The organism is Kineococcus gypseus (genome assembly GCF_050871305.1).
In the GTDB taxonomy this organism is placed as follows: domain Bacteria; phylum Actinomycetota; class Actinomycetes; order Actinomycetales; family Kineococcaceae; genus Kineococcus; species Kineococcus gypseus.
Genome location: NZ_JBJLRD010000076.1, coordinates 1 through 14,539 on the forward strand (window position 1 = coordinate 1; position 14,539 = coordinate 14,539).

A 14,539-nucleotide genomic window follows, 5' to 3' on the forward strand; every position below is an offset into this window, starting at 1 on the left:
CCTGCAAGCGCCTGGCGCTGCGCTACGACCGCAGCGCGGTCACGATCACCGCGCTGGCGCGGCTGGCGGTCACGCTGATCTGCGCCCGGCGGCTAGCTCCAGCGGACTAACAACTCCTTTCACTATGCCGGTGGGAGCCTGCGGTAGCAGATGAGCGCGCAGGCGAGCTGCAGGAGTCCGAGGTGCAGGTCGGCGCGGACCTCGTAGCGGATGCGCAGGCGCTTGAACTGGTGCAGCCAGGCGAAGGTGCGCTCGACGACCCAGCGTCGGGCGCCGAGGCCGGAGCCGTGGGCGATGCCGCGGCGTGCGATGCATGCCACGAGCCCGCGGGCCCGCAGGGCGCGACGGTAGACGTCGAAGTCGTAGCCGCGATCGGCGAACAGGTAGTCCGGGCACAGTCGAGGACGGCCACGGACGCCGCGCACGATCGGGAAGGCATCGACCAGCGGCAGCAGTTGGGTCACGTCGTGGCGATTGCCGCCGGTGAGGGCGATGACGAGTGGAATACCACCGCCATCGGTGAGTAGGTGGTGCTTGGACCCGCTGCGGGAGCGGTCTACCGGTGAAGGGCCGGTGTGAGCCCCCCTTTGAGGGCTTGTACATGCGAGCCGTCCACTACCGCCGTCTCCAGGTCCAGCTTCCCGGCGGCACGCAGCTCATCGAGCAGGAGTTGATGCAGCCGCGGCCAGACGCCTGCCTCGGTCCAGTCCCGCAGCCGGCGCCAGCACGTCACGCCCGAGCAGCCGAACTGCTCGGGCGGGACCTGCGCCCAGGTGCAGCCAGTGATCAAGACGTGCACGATCCCGGCCAGCGCGGCGCGGTCATCACGCGGCAGGCGTCCTGGATAGCGATGCCGGCGCGGCGGGCGCTGGGGCAACAGCGGCCGCACCCGCTTCCAAAGCTCATCGGGCACCAGCTCCGCGACCCGCTCAGGTACCGCGTCCTCGACCATGCCGCCAGACTGCTCCCGCCTCACCCACCCGGCAAGTCATAGTGAATCGAGCTGTAATGCAACGGTTTCTAAACGGTGGCGCTCCACAGCAGCCGCGACGCGCTGCTCGTCCTGGGCCACCGTGGCAGCTGGGCCGAGGGCGACCCCACCACCGGCCACACCGACCCCCCTGACCGACGAAGTCGCGGGTCGCCTGCTCACCAGCGGCGCCCCCGATCCCGACGTCAGCGACCGCATCATCAACGACCTAGGCTGCGTGCTCAGCGAGGCCACCACGAACGACGCGGAGCACGTAGGCGCTCCGGCGGTGCAGGCGTACATCGCCAGGAACCCGGGCAACACAGCCGCCGTCACGCCATGGCCAACGCTGAGCGGCTGCTTTGCTCCCCTGTCGACCGTCGTGTTTTAGGTGCGCATCGGCACATCAGCGCTTGGTGATGCCCTCGAGGCAGGAGCGGCACAGCCTGCCGCCGCGACGGTCGTACAGCGTGGTGCTGATGTCCCAGGTGTGCCCGCGCCGGCACGTCGAGAACACCGCGGAATCGCAGAGTGGAACAAGCGTGGCTGAGGTGTGGTGGCGACGCCGGTTGTTCTCGCGCGCCGAGACCGGCTCTAGGTGGTCGAGGTTGACGCAACGGCGGTGGGCATCGTCCGTGCCCAATCGGCACCCCTGGACAAGGAATGACACAGGTGGTCCAAGTGCGCCTGTCCCGGGGCACCGCCTCGAGGCGCCAGGCATAAGGGTGAGCGCTGCTAAAGGAGCGACCGCGGTAGCGGAGGATTCTGTAACCGCCGGAAGTGACCGGACCGGTCCACAGCCAGCAGGGACTCTGGCCGCGAGAGGCGGTGATGATCGGACGACCGTCCTTGTCCACGCGGCTCAGAACCGCGCGATGGTCTCCTCGTCTCGAAGGCGAGGCCGAGGTCGCCGTGGAAGCGCCTGCCCCGAGGCATCGCCCTGTCGGTCGGTCACGCTTGGTCCAAGTGCGGTGGGATCTCCCCGTGCCGCCGAGCGCGCTGGTAGTGCTTCATGCACCACCTTCTTGCGGTGACCGCATTCAGGCAGCCAGCGACGGAGCACTGCACGTGCTCTCCTTTCACAGACGATCGATGCCACGAGCTCTGGCGGTGGTGTTCGGATTGTGACGGGTCGGTACCCGCTCATGTCGGTCTTGCCGAGGACTTGACAACTTCAGTACGCTCGGGCGGGGTTCTCGAAGAGGTTCTCGGCCTCGCGATCTTGAGGAAGTTGCCTCCATTCGTCGCTGATCGAACTTTTGCGGGCCGTGGTCGTGTGCCCCTCCGCTCCTCGTTCTTCTGCGATCCAGGCGCGTGGAGCTTCGAGCGTTCCCGAGGCGCGCTGGACGTTCGCGACGCTGCACACACCTTCGCTATGGAGCGCTCTGGTGGTGTCTATTTCGCCGCCCATCGCTTGCACCGCTCTGGTCGCCAGTGTGGCCGTCCGACAGTGCGCAAGCCCGACACTTCGGGTCGGATCCGCCCGTGGCGTCATGGAGGTTTTGCCGCGCGCGCGGTGAGAGTTCGTGCCGGTGCGGAGAGGTCTTGCCGCACCGGGTAGAAGTTCACGGCTGGCCCGCGATGCGAATGCGGTCGACGGCCCAGGTACGGCCGCCGTGGTTGAGGTCGACGGCGGAGAGTTCGCGGTCGGTGGGTTCACCCGCGGCGGTCGTCGCGCTCCACATGAAAGCCACTGACACAGTCACCGGCAGCGTGCCGTCTCTGGGCGCGGTGGCGGTGGTGGTCAGCACGGCGGCCTGCCGGTGCGGCTGGCTCCAGCCGCCGGCGAGCAGGTCCTCGCTCAGCGCTCGCCAGGCGACTTTGATCGCTTCGCCCGCCTGCGGGCTGGCCGCGGCCACCGGGTCCTGGGCTGCGAGGCGGTTGGGCAGGGAGTCCTCCATCAACTGCTGCAGCACGTCGTCAGTGACGGGACCGGCCAGCAGGTCCTGCGGGGTGCTCTGCGCGCCGGGCTCCCCCGGCGCGGAGGGTGCAGCACCGGAGGGCGCGGGACCGGGCGGTGCCGTCGGTGCTGCGCTCGTGCTCGTCGGTGCGCTGGAGGCCGCGTCACCCCGGGCCGCGCTCGGGGGCGAGGGCTCGGTGTTGGCCGACGGGCTCAACGGGTCGCCGGGAGCGCCGGCGGCGGCCGGGCCGGGCGCCTTGGCGGCGCTCGCCGTGCTGCCGGTGCGCTCGAGGAGGTGGCGCGCGTCCACGGCCAGGTCTGGCATCAGGCAGGCGGAGCCGACGCAGGTCAGTACGAAGGCGCCCACGGCGGGCAGCAGCACGTGCCCGCGCCGGGGGTGCGCGCTCTGGTCGTCGAGGTCGTTGTCGTGCTCGCCTTCGAGCTCAGCGTCCAAGTCATCGTCCAGGTCGTCGTCCAGGTCGTCGTCCAGGTCGTCGTCGAGGTTGATGAGCAGCTCGTGCGGCACTTTGTCGTCGGGGTGGGGGCGAGGGCTGCGCAGGAAGGCGGGCACAGGAGGTCCTTGCTCGTGGGCGGCGGGTCGATGGGGTCTGGGGCGGGTGGGGCAGCTCAGGGGAAGTGCACTGCGCCGGCGTAGCTGGACATCCACACCGCCTCCTCGCGCACGAAGGTGCCGGTGCGGGGGGCGTTGATCATCTGCCCGGCCCCGAGGTAGATCGCGACGTGGTGGATCCCTGTGCCGGCGGCGGGGTTGGAGCCGAAGAAGACCAGGTCCCCGGGGGCGACGGCTTCCAGGCCCGCCGAGCGCGGGATGCGCCGGCCTTGCAGGGCCTGCTGGGAGGAGACGCGCGGCAGCTGGATGCCGGCGGCCGCGTAGGCGTACTGCGTCAGGCCGCTGCAGTCGAAGCCGATCATCCCCGCTCCCTGCGCGAAGCCCTCGGAGGGGCCACCGATGACGGTTCCGCCGGCACCGGGTCGGCCCCCTCCCCCACCCCAGGCGTAGGGGGTGCCGGTCCACTTGCGGGCGGCGGCGATGACGATCGCGGCGCGTCCGCTGGCCTCGGGCACCGCCGCTCCGCCGGCGGCCACGCCGATCTGGTCGAAGGTGTCGATGTGGCCCAGGACCTCATCGACGTAGCTGTAGGAGCGGTTGTAGCCGTACAGGGCTGCCCGCAGCTGCTCGCGGTTGGACAGGTCCTTGGCGCTGGTTCCGCACAGGTGGACCACCGCGCCGAGGGTGACGTCGTAGACGTTGTGCGGGTCCGCCACGCCGTCGCCGTTGCCGTCGCGCCCGTAGGCGACCCAGCTGGTGGGGATGAACTGCACCGCGCCCACGGCCCGGTCGTAGGTGCTGTCCCCGTCCCAGCGGCCGCCGTCGGTGTCGTAGATGGCGGTGCGGTTGCCGCCGACGCCGGAGCCGTTCAAGGCCGGGCCGATGATGTGCGGGGTGATGTCGCCGCCTCCGCTGATGGTGCGCCCGGCGGCGAGGTTGGACTCCACCTGCGCGATGCCGGCCAGGATCGACCAGCGCATGCCGGTGCACTTGGAAGCGATCGTCGGTGTGGCCGCGGCGGCCTTGCCGAAGGCGTCCAGCAGGACAGCATTCACACCCGGCACCGCGCTGGGAGCCAGGCTGGAGACGCCGCCACCGCCACCGCTGAGGGCGGCGAGGACGACCAGCAGCAGGACCAGCCGTCCGGCCACGCTCGCGAGCAGGACGCCGGCGATCAGGCCGATGCCCCACTTCAGAGCGTTGCCACCGGGCGCGGAGGTCTTGCCGTCGGAGGTCTTGCCGCCGGGCTGCGCAGCGCGGCCGGCGGTGCGCGCGGGGCTCATGGTCGCCATGGCTCAGGCCGACTTCCTCGGGCCGAAGCGGAAGCGGCGCTCAACAACAGCACCGAGCTTGGCGCCGGCCTTGCTGGTGGCGCCCGGGGTGCTCGAGGTGCGCGCGGGGGTGGGCACGGCGGTGGATCGCGCGGCCTCGCGGCGCATGCGCTGGCGCTCGCGGGCGGCGGTGACCGTGCGCGGGGTGGGCTGCCCGGCCCGCGAGCGCGAGGTGCTGATGCCGGCGGGGCGCGGCGGGGTCTGCGCGTCCTGCTTGGGGTTGGACAAGCGGATGCTGGCGGCGGTGACGGCGGGCGCGGCCGCGCGGCCGGCGGCCTTGCCCGCCGCGGCCGCGGGGCGCGCAGCGACCTTGCCCACGGCGAGCGCAGGGCGCGCTGCCATGGCCAGACCGTCGCGGTACTCCCCCGCGAAGGCCTTGCCGCGTGCGCTGGTGCGCTGGACGCTGGCGCGGGCGGCGGCGGCGCGGCTGCGGGCGGCGGCCCCCACCACGCGGGCTGCGCGCGGGCCGTAGACGGGAGCTCCGATGGTCGCCTTGGCGGCCAGGCCGGCCGCACCGCCGGCCAGGCTGGCCGCCGTGACTCCTGCCTTCACGACGCGGTTGCTGGCCACGCGGTGCAGCACGCGCTGCGCGGCGTTGCCGGAGGCGGCGGTGCGGGCTGCACCCGCCATCGCGGTCGTGGAGGCACCGGTGGAGGTACCGGCGACCCGGCCGACAGCGGCCCGGGTGGAGGCGGCCTGGGTGATGGCCGCGCGCGCCTGGGACAGCTTGGGCATCTGCGCGGGCTGGGCCCTGCCGCCACCGCTGAGCGAGGCGGCCTTCTCCGCCATCTTCCGCGCCCGCTCGCTGATGCGCTGGCGCGCGAGGACGGTGACGACGATGAAGGAGACGACCATCGCGTCGACGATGAAGAAGCGCACGAGCATGTCGGTGTTCGACTTGGTGGTCAGCACGCCGCGCAGGAAGACGCAGTAGAGCGCGAGCATGGCGATCAGCCCCGCGACGGTGAGGACGGAGCCGAGCAACCCGGCCACCGAGCTCCACAGTCCGCTGCGCTCGCCCGGCATGATCGCCAGGATCACGTCGATGATCAGCTTCACCGCGAAGAAGATCACCATGAGGGTGGCGAGGAAGAAGATGACGACGAGGACGATGGCCAGCAGGGCCAGCGCTCCTCCGGCCGGCGCGAGGATCGCCACCGAGGCGACGCCGGTCCAGCCGGGGTCGTCGGCGTAGTCCTTCAGCTTCTGCTCGCACCCGCCCAGCGCTGCTCGAGCGGAGTCGTCGTCGGACTCGTAGGGCCCACCGGCCAGCGCGTCGTCGTAGGCGCCCTGGCAGGAGGAGCCGTCCAGGATCCGCCCGTAGTTGATCAACTGGTGCGGCAGGCGCACGAAGGTGTCCACCAGGGCCCCGCCGGTCTTCTCCTGGATCATGTCGGGATCGGGGGTGTTGCTGCGGCCGTCGCTGGCGATGACGGTGGCCACGGCCTGTCCGGCGTCGCGGCTGACGTAGAGCACGCCGTCCTGGCCGGTGACGACGGCGACGGGGTTGGCCAGCGCTCCGGCGGCGAGGGCGGCCACGGCGCTGGAGACAAGCAACTGGCTCAGGCCCTTGCCGATGCGGCCGCCGGCGATGAGGACGGCGACCCACACGCCCATGACGCCCAGGGCCAGGGCGCGCAGACCGAGCTGGGCGACCACGTCGTTCTGCAGGGTGCTGGCGACCGGGTTGATCGCCTCGACCAGCCAGTCGACCCACTCCATCTGCAGAGCGAGGTCGATCATGGCCACGGCCGCGCCCACGCTCCAGCGGTAGGCCTCCCACAGCCCTGAGAGCAGCACGCCGTTGGTGATGAGCTTGATCCCGTTGGTCACCCCTCCGGTGTCCACGCTGAGCTGGTACTTCCCGATGGACAGGCCGTGGGTGTCGGCGGCGTCCAGGGGCGCCAGCGGACCGCTGCTGGAGGTGTTGCCGCCGCCGGTCGACGCGCTGCTCGGCGCGCTCGGCGCCGCCGGTGAGCTCGATGGCGTGGCTGCCGGCGCCGCCGGAGCTGCCGGCGCGGGGCGCGCTGGACGGGTGGCGGTGCTCTCGGCCGCGGTGACGCTCGTGCTGGCCTCGGCCGGCCGTGCGCTCAGCCAGACCGTGGACAGCGTCAGCAGCGCTGTCACCAGCAGGGTCAGCAGGAGCAGCGCGGACCGCCGCTGGCGGTGGGCAGTAGCGCGCGGGTGCGCCTGGCGCCCGCCGATCACGCCTGCTCCTGCGAGGTGCTGGCGACGCTGCCGGCTGCGGCGGCCGCGGGCTTAGAGCCGGTGGGACCAGGGGTCGTGGCGGCTCGCGCGCTGGCGCGGCTGCGGCTGGCGGGCAGGCGCCCGGCCGCGGTGCTGCTGGTGCGCTTGCGCGGGGCGGACGACGTGGCTGCGGCCGTCGCGCCTGCCACCTTCGTGGTCCTGCTCGTCTTCGGCTTCCGCACCGGCTCAGCGGCATCGGGTAGCACCGCCGCGACCACCGGAGCCGCGACCACCGGAGTCGCAGCCGCCGGAGTCGCAGCCGCCGGAGTCGCAGCCGCCGGAGTCGCAGCCGCCGGAGCCGCAGTGGTCTTGCGCAAGGAGGTGCGCGGCGTCTGCGGGGTGGTCGAGTAGGCCTGCCGGCGGGCTTGCAGAGCCGGGCCGAGGATGCGCACGCGTCCGATGCGCCGGTAGGAGTCGCGGAAGATGCCCTCGCCTCGCCGGTCGACGGCGACGCGGCCGTCGGGGTCGTTGGTGTCGCGCGGGGACAGGTCGGCCATCACCTCCTCCAGGTGCTCGGGGCTGGCTTCCAGGCCGATCCACTCCAGCGCGGCGCGCGCCAGCGGCTCGTCGGTCAGGCGCATGACGAGGCGGTAGGGGATCAGGCCGCGCAGCGTCTCGGAGCCGAAGTCGTTGGCGCAGTCCTGCGAGCCGAGGATGGCTGCGGCTCCGTTCTTGCGGCCCTCACGGATGAAGACCGTCAGCTCCTCCTCGCCTTCGATGGAGGCGGTGATGTGGTGGCACTCGTCGCCCACGAACAGGACCAGCTGGCTGGGGTCGGCGAAGGCGACGCGACGGGCGATGGCCATGATCAGCGCGTACATCGCCCGGCCGAAGTGCTTCTCGAAGCTCATCTTCTTGAACAGGTGCTCGTGCAGGAGCTCGGCGCGGGTGGGCAGCTGCAGCCCGTAGGTCCAGAAGACGAGGGCGCGCGCGTTCCACACGTCCAGCACCGGCAGGCCCTCGTCGAAGAGCACCCGGGCGAAGTCGCGGGTGCGCAGGGCGCGCAGCTTGCGCCCGAGCTCGCCGGCGCCTGGACGCGGGCAGTCCTGCAGCAGGTGGTCGGTGAGCGCGTTCAGGCTGCTGATGCCGTACTGGGCGCGGTAGCGCGGGTCCGTGGTCTCCACCAGGGCGGTGTCGATGTCGCTGCCGGTGTCGATGGCCAGCAGCGGCGTCAGCAGCGTCTGGGTCACTCGGGCGCCCTCGGCCCCGGGGAACATCCGCAGCGGGTCCAGGCTGTGCTCGGGCTCGATGCCGCGCTCGGCGTCGCTGGCCACCGCCGCCACCGTGCAGGTGCCCAGGGAGCGGGCGAAGTGGATGTACTCCCCCGTCTGGCTGCGGTCGATGGCCACCAAGCTGGCGCCGGTGTCCACCAGCGCACCGGACAGGGACTTGATCGAGTAGCTCTTGCCGCTGCCGAGCTCACCGGCGATGGCGACCGCGGCGGAGAAGTTGGCCTGGATGGTGGTGAACAGGTCGATGAGGACCGCGGAGAAGGAGGACGTGGTCTGGTTGACCGCCCAGAGGGCGCCCTGCCCGTCACCCAGCTCGCTGCTGACCATGGGCACCGCAGCGGAGAAGCCCTCGGACAAGGAGATCTGGGCGAGGTCGTTGAACTTCTTGGGCCAGCGGGTGCCCGGCAGCATGGCCCACCAGGCGTTCTGCTGCTCACCCAGCGGGCGCTCGAGGGGGTGGTCGAAGGAGTTGTAGAAGCGCGCCAGCTGCGCGCCGTTGCTCAGCGCCTGCTCTCGGGTGCTCGCGCAGGTGGCGAAGATCGTGATGGTCTCCAGCTCCACCTCCAGCTTCTCGGTGGCCAGGCGCTGCTGGTACTCGCTCAAGGCGGCCGCCACGGCGTCCAGCTCGTGGCTGCCGGTGCTCACCTCGCCCTCGCGCTGCTCGTACTGGTCGTTGAGGTTCTTCACCGCCCGCTGGTTGCGGGAAAGGACGACCTCGCGGGCGTTGTTGCGCATGCGCACCGCCCAGTCCACCGGCACGCCGGCCTCCTCGGCCTTGCCGAGCCACTCGGTGCCCGGGAAGAGGGCACCGGAGGCCGGTGTGCCGGCCAGCACGGCCAGCGACTGGTAGGACGCCACGCTCTCGTCGTCGGTGTCGGTGATCTTCAACACCTTGCGCTGCGAGGGCATGAGCCGGCGCAGGCGCGCGCGGAAGCCGGTGCGCCACCCCTCGGCGGCGACATCGCTGACGGCGGCCTCGTCGAGGATGGGGCGCCCGATGCGGCCGGGAGAAGCCATGTGCTCGAGGGCACCGAGCTCGCGCTCAGCCATGCTGAGGGCGGCGTCGATCTCCTCGGTCCTCGGCGCCGAGGGAAGCCAGGTGTCCTCCTCGCCCAGAGCTCGCCTCTGGGCGTGGCGGTAGATCCAGATGAGCTCCGCGGCGGTGGCCGGACGCGGCTTGAAGGGGCCGGGGATGAGCGCCTGGATCTCAGCGGCCTGCTCCAGCCGGTCGGCCAGGACCGCGGCCGCCGGCGCGCGGCGCGGTGCGCCGAGGTGGCCCAGCAAGGAGGTGGCTCCTGCCCGCAGCGGCTCGCTGAGGACGCTGGCGCCGGTGTTGCGCAGCGGCACGGAGAACCAGTACGTGCGCTGCGACAGCGGCAGGTCGCTCTCCAGTCGCTCGGTGCTCGCCTCGACCTCCGCGGCCCACTCGGGCAGCTGCTGAAGCGGCTGGCGCAGCCCGCGCAGCATGCTGCGCACGACCTCGACCGGGTCGGTGTCAACCTCCAGCCCCTGGTGCAGCGACTCGCCGCCCACGCTGCGGTAGAGCATCTGGTGCAGCAGGCGGATCTGCTCCTTCTCCGCCACCGCCCGGCGGCCGTAGGGCTGCCCCTGCAGCCGCCAGGTGGCCCAGACGGTGCCATCGCGCGAGAACAGCAGGTGCCCGGCGAGGTCTTGGATGGGATGTTCCATGGTGCGCTCAGTGCTTCCTGCTCGAGCCGGCGGCAGCCAGCTGTGCGGTGGGACCGGCGGTGCTCGATGAACCGGCGGTGTTCGGTGAGCCGGTGGTGCTCGCGGCGCCGGCCTGCTGGCGCAGGCGCTGCACTCCGCTGAGGGACGCTGCGCCGGCTGCACGCGCCGCCCGGGCCTGGCGTGCGGTCCGTGGACCTGGTCGCGCCGTGAAGGTCAGAGGGGACGTCGGTGCGGGCGCAGCGCTCACGAGTGCCGTCAGGGGCGCGGGCGGCGCAGAGGTGCTCACGCCGGCAGGCACGTGGTGCTGGGCCGATGCCGCAGCGTCCTGGTGCACCTGTGCGGCCTGCCCGGGCAGCTGTGCGCGCCGCTCGCGCAGCAGGGCGCTCGCGGCTGACATCGCGCGCTCGTCAGCGATGCAGATGCGTCCGGTGACGCGGGTGGCCTGGCGCGCTGGCAGCGCCTTGCCCCGGTAGGTGCCCTGCGCGCAGCCGTAGCTGCTGAAGGCTCCGCGCAGCATGGGCACGGGCCCACGCCCTCGCCACGGCACCTTGCGCAGGAACATCACCGCACCGGCCGTCACCCCGAGCAGCAGCGGGGCGTTGACCAGCAGGCCGCGCTGTCCTCCCCACAGCGGCAGCGTCCAGTAGCCGCCGACGAGCAGGACGACGGCGGTGACGAACTGCCCGACGGTGTACGGGCCGTACGGCAGTTCGCTGCCGTTGGGCAGGCGGCCGATGAGGGTGGGGAAGCGGCGCGCCAGGGTGTAGAAGCGCGTGATGCGGTAGCCGGCCGGCAGGGTGACCTCCGGTGCGTTCACAGGGACGGCACCACCTCAGCCGCCGCGTCCCAACCAGCACCGGGGCTCACGCCGAGGCCTGTGGCAGCGGTTGGCGTGGCGGTGGTGGCGCTGACCTGCGAGGGCTGCAGCTGCTGGGGAGCCGGGAGGCTGAAGGTCTCCTTGAAGTCGCCGGTGAGCAGGTCGGGGTTCTGCACCACGAGCACCACTCCCCCGGCGACCACGACCGCCAGGGCCACGCGGGCGAAGGTGACCGACTTGCCCCAGTCGATGATCTTCAAGGCGGCGAGGATGCCGAGGATGATCGCCAGTCCCTTCATGACGCCTTCGGCGCTGCCGGTGAGCTGGCTGAGCTTGGTGAAGATGTCCACGGTGTCGTCTCCTTCAGTGCTGAGTTGCGTCGCTGGTTGAGGGGCGTGCGGTCGGCGGGTTGGTCACTGCCGGCCGGCAGTGCCGGTGCTGGGCGCGCTCGAGGCAGGGCTCGAGGCGGGGCTCGCGGTGGCGCCGGTGGGCGGCACCAGCGCGGGAACGGGTTCGAGCGCGGAGATCTCCCACCGCCCGCCCCGGGCGGTCAGCGCCAGGGCGTACTGGGCGGTGCTCTGCTGCCGCTCGAAGGTGATCAAGGTGGCGGTCACCAGGACCTGGGCGCGTTGGCCGTCGGCGGGCTCGTCGCTGCTCGCCTCGCCCTCGCGGGCCAGGACGGACTGCACCTGGACGTCGGTGTAGGCCGCGGGCGTGATGGCGCTGATCGGCGCGCCGGGGATGACGTACCGCGTCACGTCCCCGGCGCCAGCGGCGTAGGCGGCCAGGAACTGACCCACGCTGGTGGCCAGGCTGCCGGCCGGGTTGACCTGCTGGTCGTAGTCCAGCTCGGCACCTTCGCCCGAGGCCGGGCCGGCCAGTGGCTGCGGCAGCATCAGCGCGCGCAGCGCCCGCACGACCTGGTACTCATGCTGTGGCTGCGGCGTCCCCTCCCCCGCCACCGCGGCGCCAGTCCCACCCCGCTGCAGGACGGGGACGGCGAAGTACCGGCGCACCATCACCGGCTCGCCGTCGGCGCCGGGCTCCTCCACGTCGGCGGCGACGGTCACCTGCCACGTGCTGGCAGCGGTGCTCGCCTCGGGTGCGCGCGCGGCCTGGCTCGTCAGCGACTGGGGGGAAGCTGCGTCCGACGTGATGGCCGTGGTGGCCGTGGAGCTGCTCGACGCGGTGCTGGAGCCGCCGTCCGCGCCGTACTCCGCGACCCGCTCGACGTCGGCGACGGCGACGTTCTGCACGCGCGGAACCGAGCCGGGCAGCCTGAGCCCGGCGGTGCTCTGCAGGTAGAAGCCCAGCGCCTGCTCGCCTCCTGCCGGCGTCGTCAGCCAGGCGGTGACGAACTCCGCGGCGAAGTTGCCGACGGCGGCGACCTCACCGGCGTCCTGACGGGCGCTCGCGGCGACCGCCCGGGGCGCAGCCGGCGATGAGTCGAGCTGCTGGAGCACCAGGGCTGCCGGTCCGCACACCAGTGCCAGCACCAGGGCGATGCGCACCGCACTCGCCCCGTGCGCCGCACCGGGCGTCCAGCCCATCGCCTGCGGCACCGGGACGGGCGCGGCCTCTCGCTGCGCGCGCGCGGAGGTGGAACCGCGGCGGATCCGCGCCTTCAAGCCGGAGCCGACCTCGCCGCTGATGCTCGCCGGGGCGCTGCCTGGACGCTGGCCGGCGCCGCGGCGCGTCCTGGTACTCAGCACGCGACACCCCCCATCCCCCACCGCGCTCGGCGGGACCGGCCGCAGGTGAAGCGAGCACCGCTGGCGCCGCGCGCCCCGGCGCCGCGCTGCGCACGCGCGCCGGCACCGTCACCGGGCTGCTCGCGCAGCTGCGCGAGCAACTGCGAGGAAGTCCAGCTCGCCTGGTGCTCGGCCTCTTGGTGCTCGGCCTCCTGCTCAGCACCGGCGCTCCCCTCGTTCAGCCGGGTCCACGCCTGGACCGCGGCGCGGCGACCCTGCCCCGTCAGGTACTCGTCCAGCGCCGCGGCGGCCGCCTCGTCGAAGGGGGCCTCGAGCACGGCGGCGAGGCGCTCGCCGAGCTCGCGCAGCCCACCGTCGACGCGCACACAATCACCCACGACGCCGAAAGCGGGGACGGCCAGGCGGTCAGCAGGCTCCTCACCCAGCACAGCTGCGCTGGGTTCAGGCGTGGCGTGGACCTGGCCCACGAGGTGGTCGTGCCCGAGGTGCGGGCAGAGCGGACGGCTAGAGCGGATGGCGGCGGGGTCGGACACGAGAGGGCCTCCGAGGCGGGAGCAGGCAAACGGGGGTTCTGCTGCCTGGATCAGGTAGGTGAGCCCTCGGGAACCGGACACCTCGGCACGCAATTCTTTCCGCAACGCTTGTGATTGACGTCACACCTTGCGACTTCAACGCCGCTGACCTGCGCAAACGCTCACCGCGGCAAGACCTACAAGCCCGCACGGCAAGACCGCTCGCGGTCTGAAGGTGAATGCGTCCAGAGGAGCGGCAAGGGGGTGTGAGGACGGTCGACAGCTTCCCCAGCAAGGAGCTGCACCATGCCCACCGCATCGACGACCGCATCGAGCACCCGCCTCCCGCCGGCCACGGAGCACTCCCCCGCTTCCGCCCACGCTCACCTGCTCTCTTGCCGCCCCGGGCGCACCGTTGCGCCGATGCGGTTGGTGCAGGCGCTGAACAGCGAGTGGCAGCAACTGGCGCAGCAGCCAGCCAACGCGCTCGCGGTGCAGCGATGGGCGGTACAGGCACCGGCATTGCGGGGGCTGCGCTCGCTCACCGACCTCTGCGACTCCTTCGCCGCACTGCGTCGAACCGGTGATCCGGGCTGCACAGATGAACCGCTGTTGGCGCTCTTGGAACTGGCCCACGATGGCGAGGAGCTCGCAGGGCGAGCGGTGGTGCAGCTCTTCCTGGGGCGGGCAGCTCGCCTGATCCAGAACCAGGTCCGCACGAGCGGTGCGGAGACGTGCGAGGTGGAAGCTCAGGTCATCGCGGCGCTGTGGCAGGCGGTGATGCGGTACCCGAGGCACCGCCGGCCTCGGCGCGTCGCCGCCAATCTCGCCATGGACTCCCTGCGCCTAACGCAGCACCACTGGCTCCACTCCCCTACCCCAGGCGCTCGCGAGGAGGGCTTCGGCACGACGTACGAGGTGCCGCTGCTGGCCACCGAGGACCAGGACCCGGCGCTGAACGCCACCGAGCGCCGAGAACCGGCCGCCTGGCCGCGGGTGGTGCACCTGCTCAGCGATGCCGTCGCTCACGGCGCCATCACCGGCGAACAAGCCCAAGTGCTGCTGCAGGTCTACGCGCCCCCACCCGGGCAGCAGGCACACGGCGTGGCAGAGGTGGCCGCACAGCTGGGCATCACCACGCCGACGCTGCACCGACGGCTCTCACGGCTGACGGCACGCCTAGTGCAGTACGTAAAGGACGTTGAGCAGGAAGGGCGGCGACTTCGCCACTCCCCCGCTGGCGCGCCTCGGCTGGGGGCCACCGTGGACGAGTTGATGCGAGCGGCATGACGCCGCACGCGGCATCGGAGTCCGCCGTGCGTTTCGTCCGCGATGCCCGGCTCGGGCGGGGCCTCCCCCACCAACGTCCCACTGCCGTGGGTCAAGTACCACGACACCGAAGGGCATGGAGTTAGCGTGAGCTGCCTAGAGGATGCACCGCGGCGACAGCCGCGCTGATGCACCGCGGCGACAGCCGCGCTGATGCACCGCGGCGACAGCCGCGCTGATGCACCGCGGCGACAGCCGCGCTGATGCACCGCGGCGACAGCCGCGCTGA

General features: G+C 72.2%; 10 protein-coding genes. 1 reads left to right on the forward strand and 9 read right to left on the reverse strand.

All coding sequences use genetic code 11. The annotated features are described in order from the left end of the window. Positions 1–122 precede the first annotated feature (122 nt). The 9 genes from ACRYMN_RS19565 to ACRYMN_RS19605 all read right to left on the reverse strand — a co-directional run bounded on the left by ACRYMN_RS19565 (position 123) and on the right by ACRYMN_RS19605 (position 12,936). Positions 123–952 (reverse strand): IS5 family transposase gene (locus tag ACRYMN_RS19565; RefSeq protein ID WP_432498807.1). Its coding sequence is split into 2 segments (ribosomal slippage): positions 123–589 and positions 589–952, totalling 831 coding nucleotides; the frame shifts between segments, so codons are not numbered across the junction. Between the two features lie 1,583 nt (positions 953–2,535). Beyond that, positions 2,536–3,441 carry a hypothetical protein gene (locus tag ACRYMN_RS19570; protein ID WP_432498810.1) on the reverse strand — a complete coding sequence of 302 codons (906 nt, stop codon included), beginning with the start codon at positions 3,439–3,441 and terminating at the stop codon, positions 2,536–2,538. Positions 3,442–3,497: 56 nt separating this feature from the next. Beyond that, positions 3,498–4,733, reverse strand: coding sequence for a C40 family peptidase (locus ACRYMN_RS19575; RefSeq protein ID WP_432498813.1), 1,236 nt, complete (start codon positions 4,731–4,733; stop codon positions 3,498–3,500). A 3-nt stretch (positions 4,734–4,736) separates the two neighbouring features. After that, positions 4,737–6,980, reverse strand: a complete 2,244-nt coding sequence (locus ACRYMN_RS19580) for a hypothetical protein (RefSeq protein ID WP_432498816.1) — start codon at positions 6,978–6,980, stop codon at positions 4,737–4,739. After that, positions 6,977–9,940: an ATP-binding protein gene (locus ACRYMN_RS19585; protein ID WP_432498818.1), complete on the reverse strand. Its 2,964-nt coding sequence runs from the start codon at positions 9,938–9,940 to the stop codon at positions 6,977–6,979. The genes ACRYMN_RS19580 and ACRYMN_RS19585 overlap by 4 nt, the downstream gene beginning before the upstream one ends. A gap of 7 nt (positions 9,941–9,947) precedes the next feature. Then, positions 9,948–10,757, reverse strand: a complete 810-nt coding sequence (locus ACRYMN_RS19590) for a hypothetical protein (RefSeq protein WP_432498821.1) — start codon at positions 10,755–10,757, stop codon at positions 9,948–9,950. Further along, positions 10,754–11,107 (reverse strand): hypothetical protein, encoded by a 354-nt coding sequence (locus tag ACRYMN_RS19595; RefSeq protein WP_432498824.1) that lies wholly within the window; start codon positions 11,105–11,107, stop codon positions 10,754–10,756. Before ACRYMN_RS19595 ends, ACRYMN_RS19590 begins: the two co-directional genes overlap by 4 nt. A gap of 63 nt (positions 11,108–11,170) precedes the next feature. Further along, the gene (locus tag ACRYMN_RS19600; RefSeq protein WP_432498826.1) at positions 11,171–12,469 is read right to left on the reverse strand and encodes a hypothetical protein; all 1,299 of its coding nucleotides are present in this window, start codon (positions 12,467–12,469) and stop codon (positions 11,171–11,173) included. Next, positions 12,463–12,936 carry a hypothetical protein gene (locus tag ACRYMN_RS19605; RefSeq protein WP_432498828.1) on the reverse strand — a complete coding sequence of 158 codons (474 nt, stop codon included), beginning with the start codon at positions 12,934–12,936 and terminating at the stop codon, positions 12,463–12,465. Before ACRYMN_RS19605 ends, ACRYMN_RS19600 begins: the two co-directional genes overlap by 7 nt. 468 nt (positions 12,937–13,404) lie before the next feature. Between ACRYMN_RS19605 and ACRYMN_RS19610 the strand changes: the two genes are divergently transcribed. Next, on the forward strand, positions 13,405–14,271 hold the full coding sequence (locus tag ACRYMN_RS19610) for a hypothetical protein (protein ID WP_432498830.1): 867 nt from the start codon (positions 13,405–13,407) through the stop codon (positions 14,269–14,271). Positions 14,272–14,539 lie beyond the last annotated feature (268 nt).

Bases quoted from the DNA above. Each gene is read 5' to 3' on its own strand.
- ACRYMN_RS19575 (WP_432498813.1), bottom strand. From the start codon at position 4,733: ATGGCGACCATGAGCCCCGCGCGCACCGCCGGCCGCGCTGCGCAGCCC.
- ACRYMN_RS19585 (WP_432498818.1), bottom strand. From the start codon at position 9,940: ATGGAACATCCCATCCAAGACCTCGCCGGGCACCTGCTGTTCTCGCGC.
- ACRYMN_RS19610 (WP_432498830.1), top strand. From the start codon at position 13,405: ATGCGGTTGGTGCAGGCGCTGAACAGCGAGTGGCAGCAACTGGCGCAG.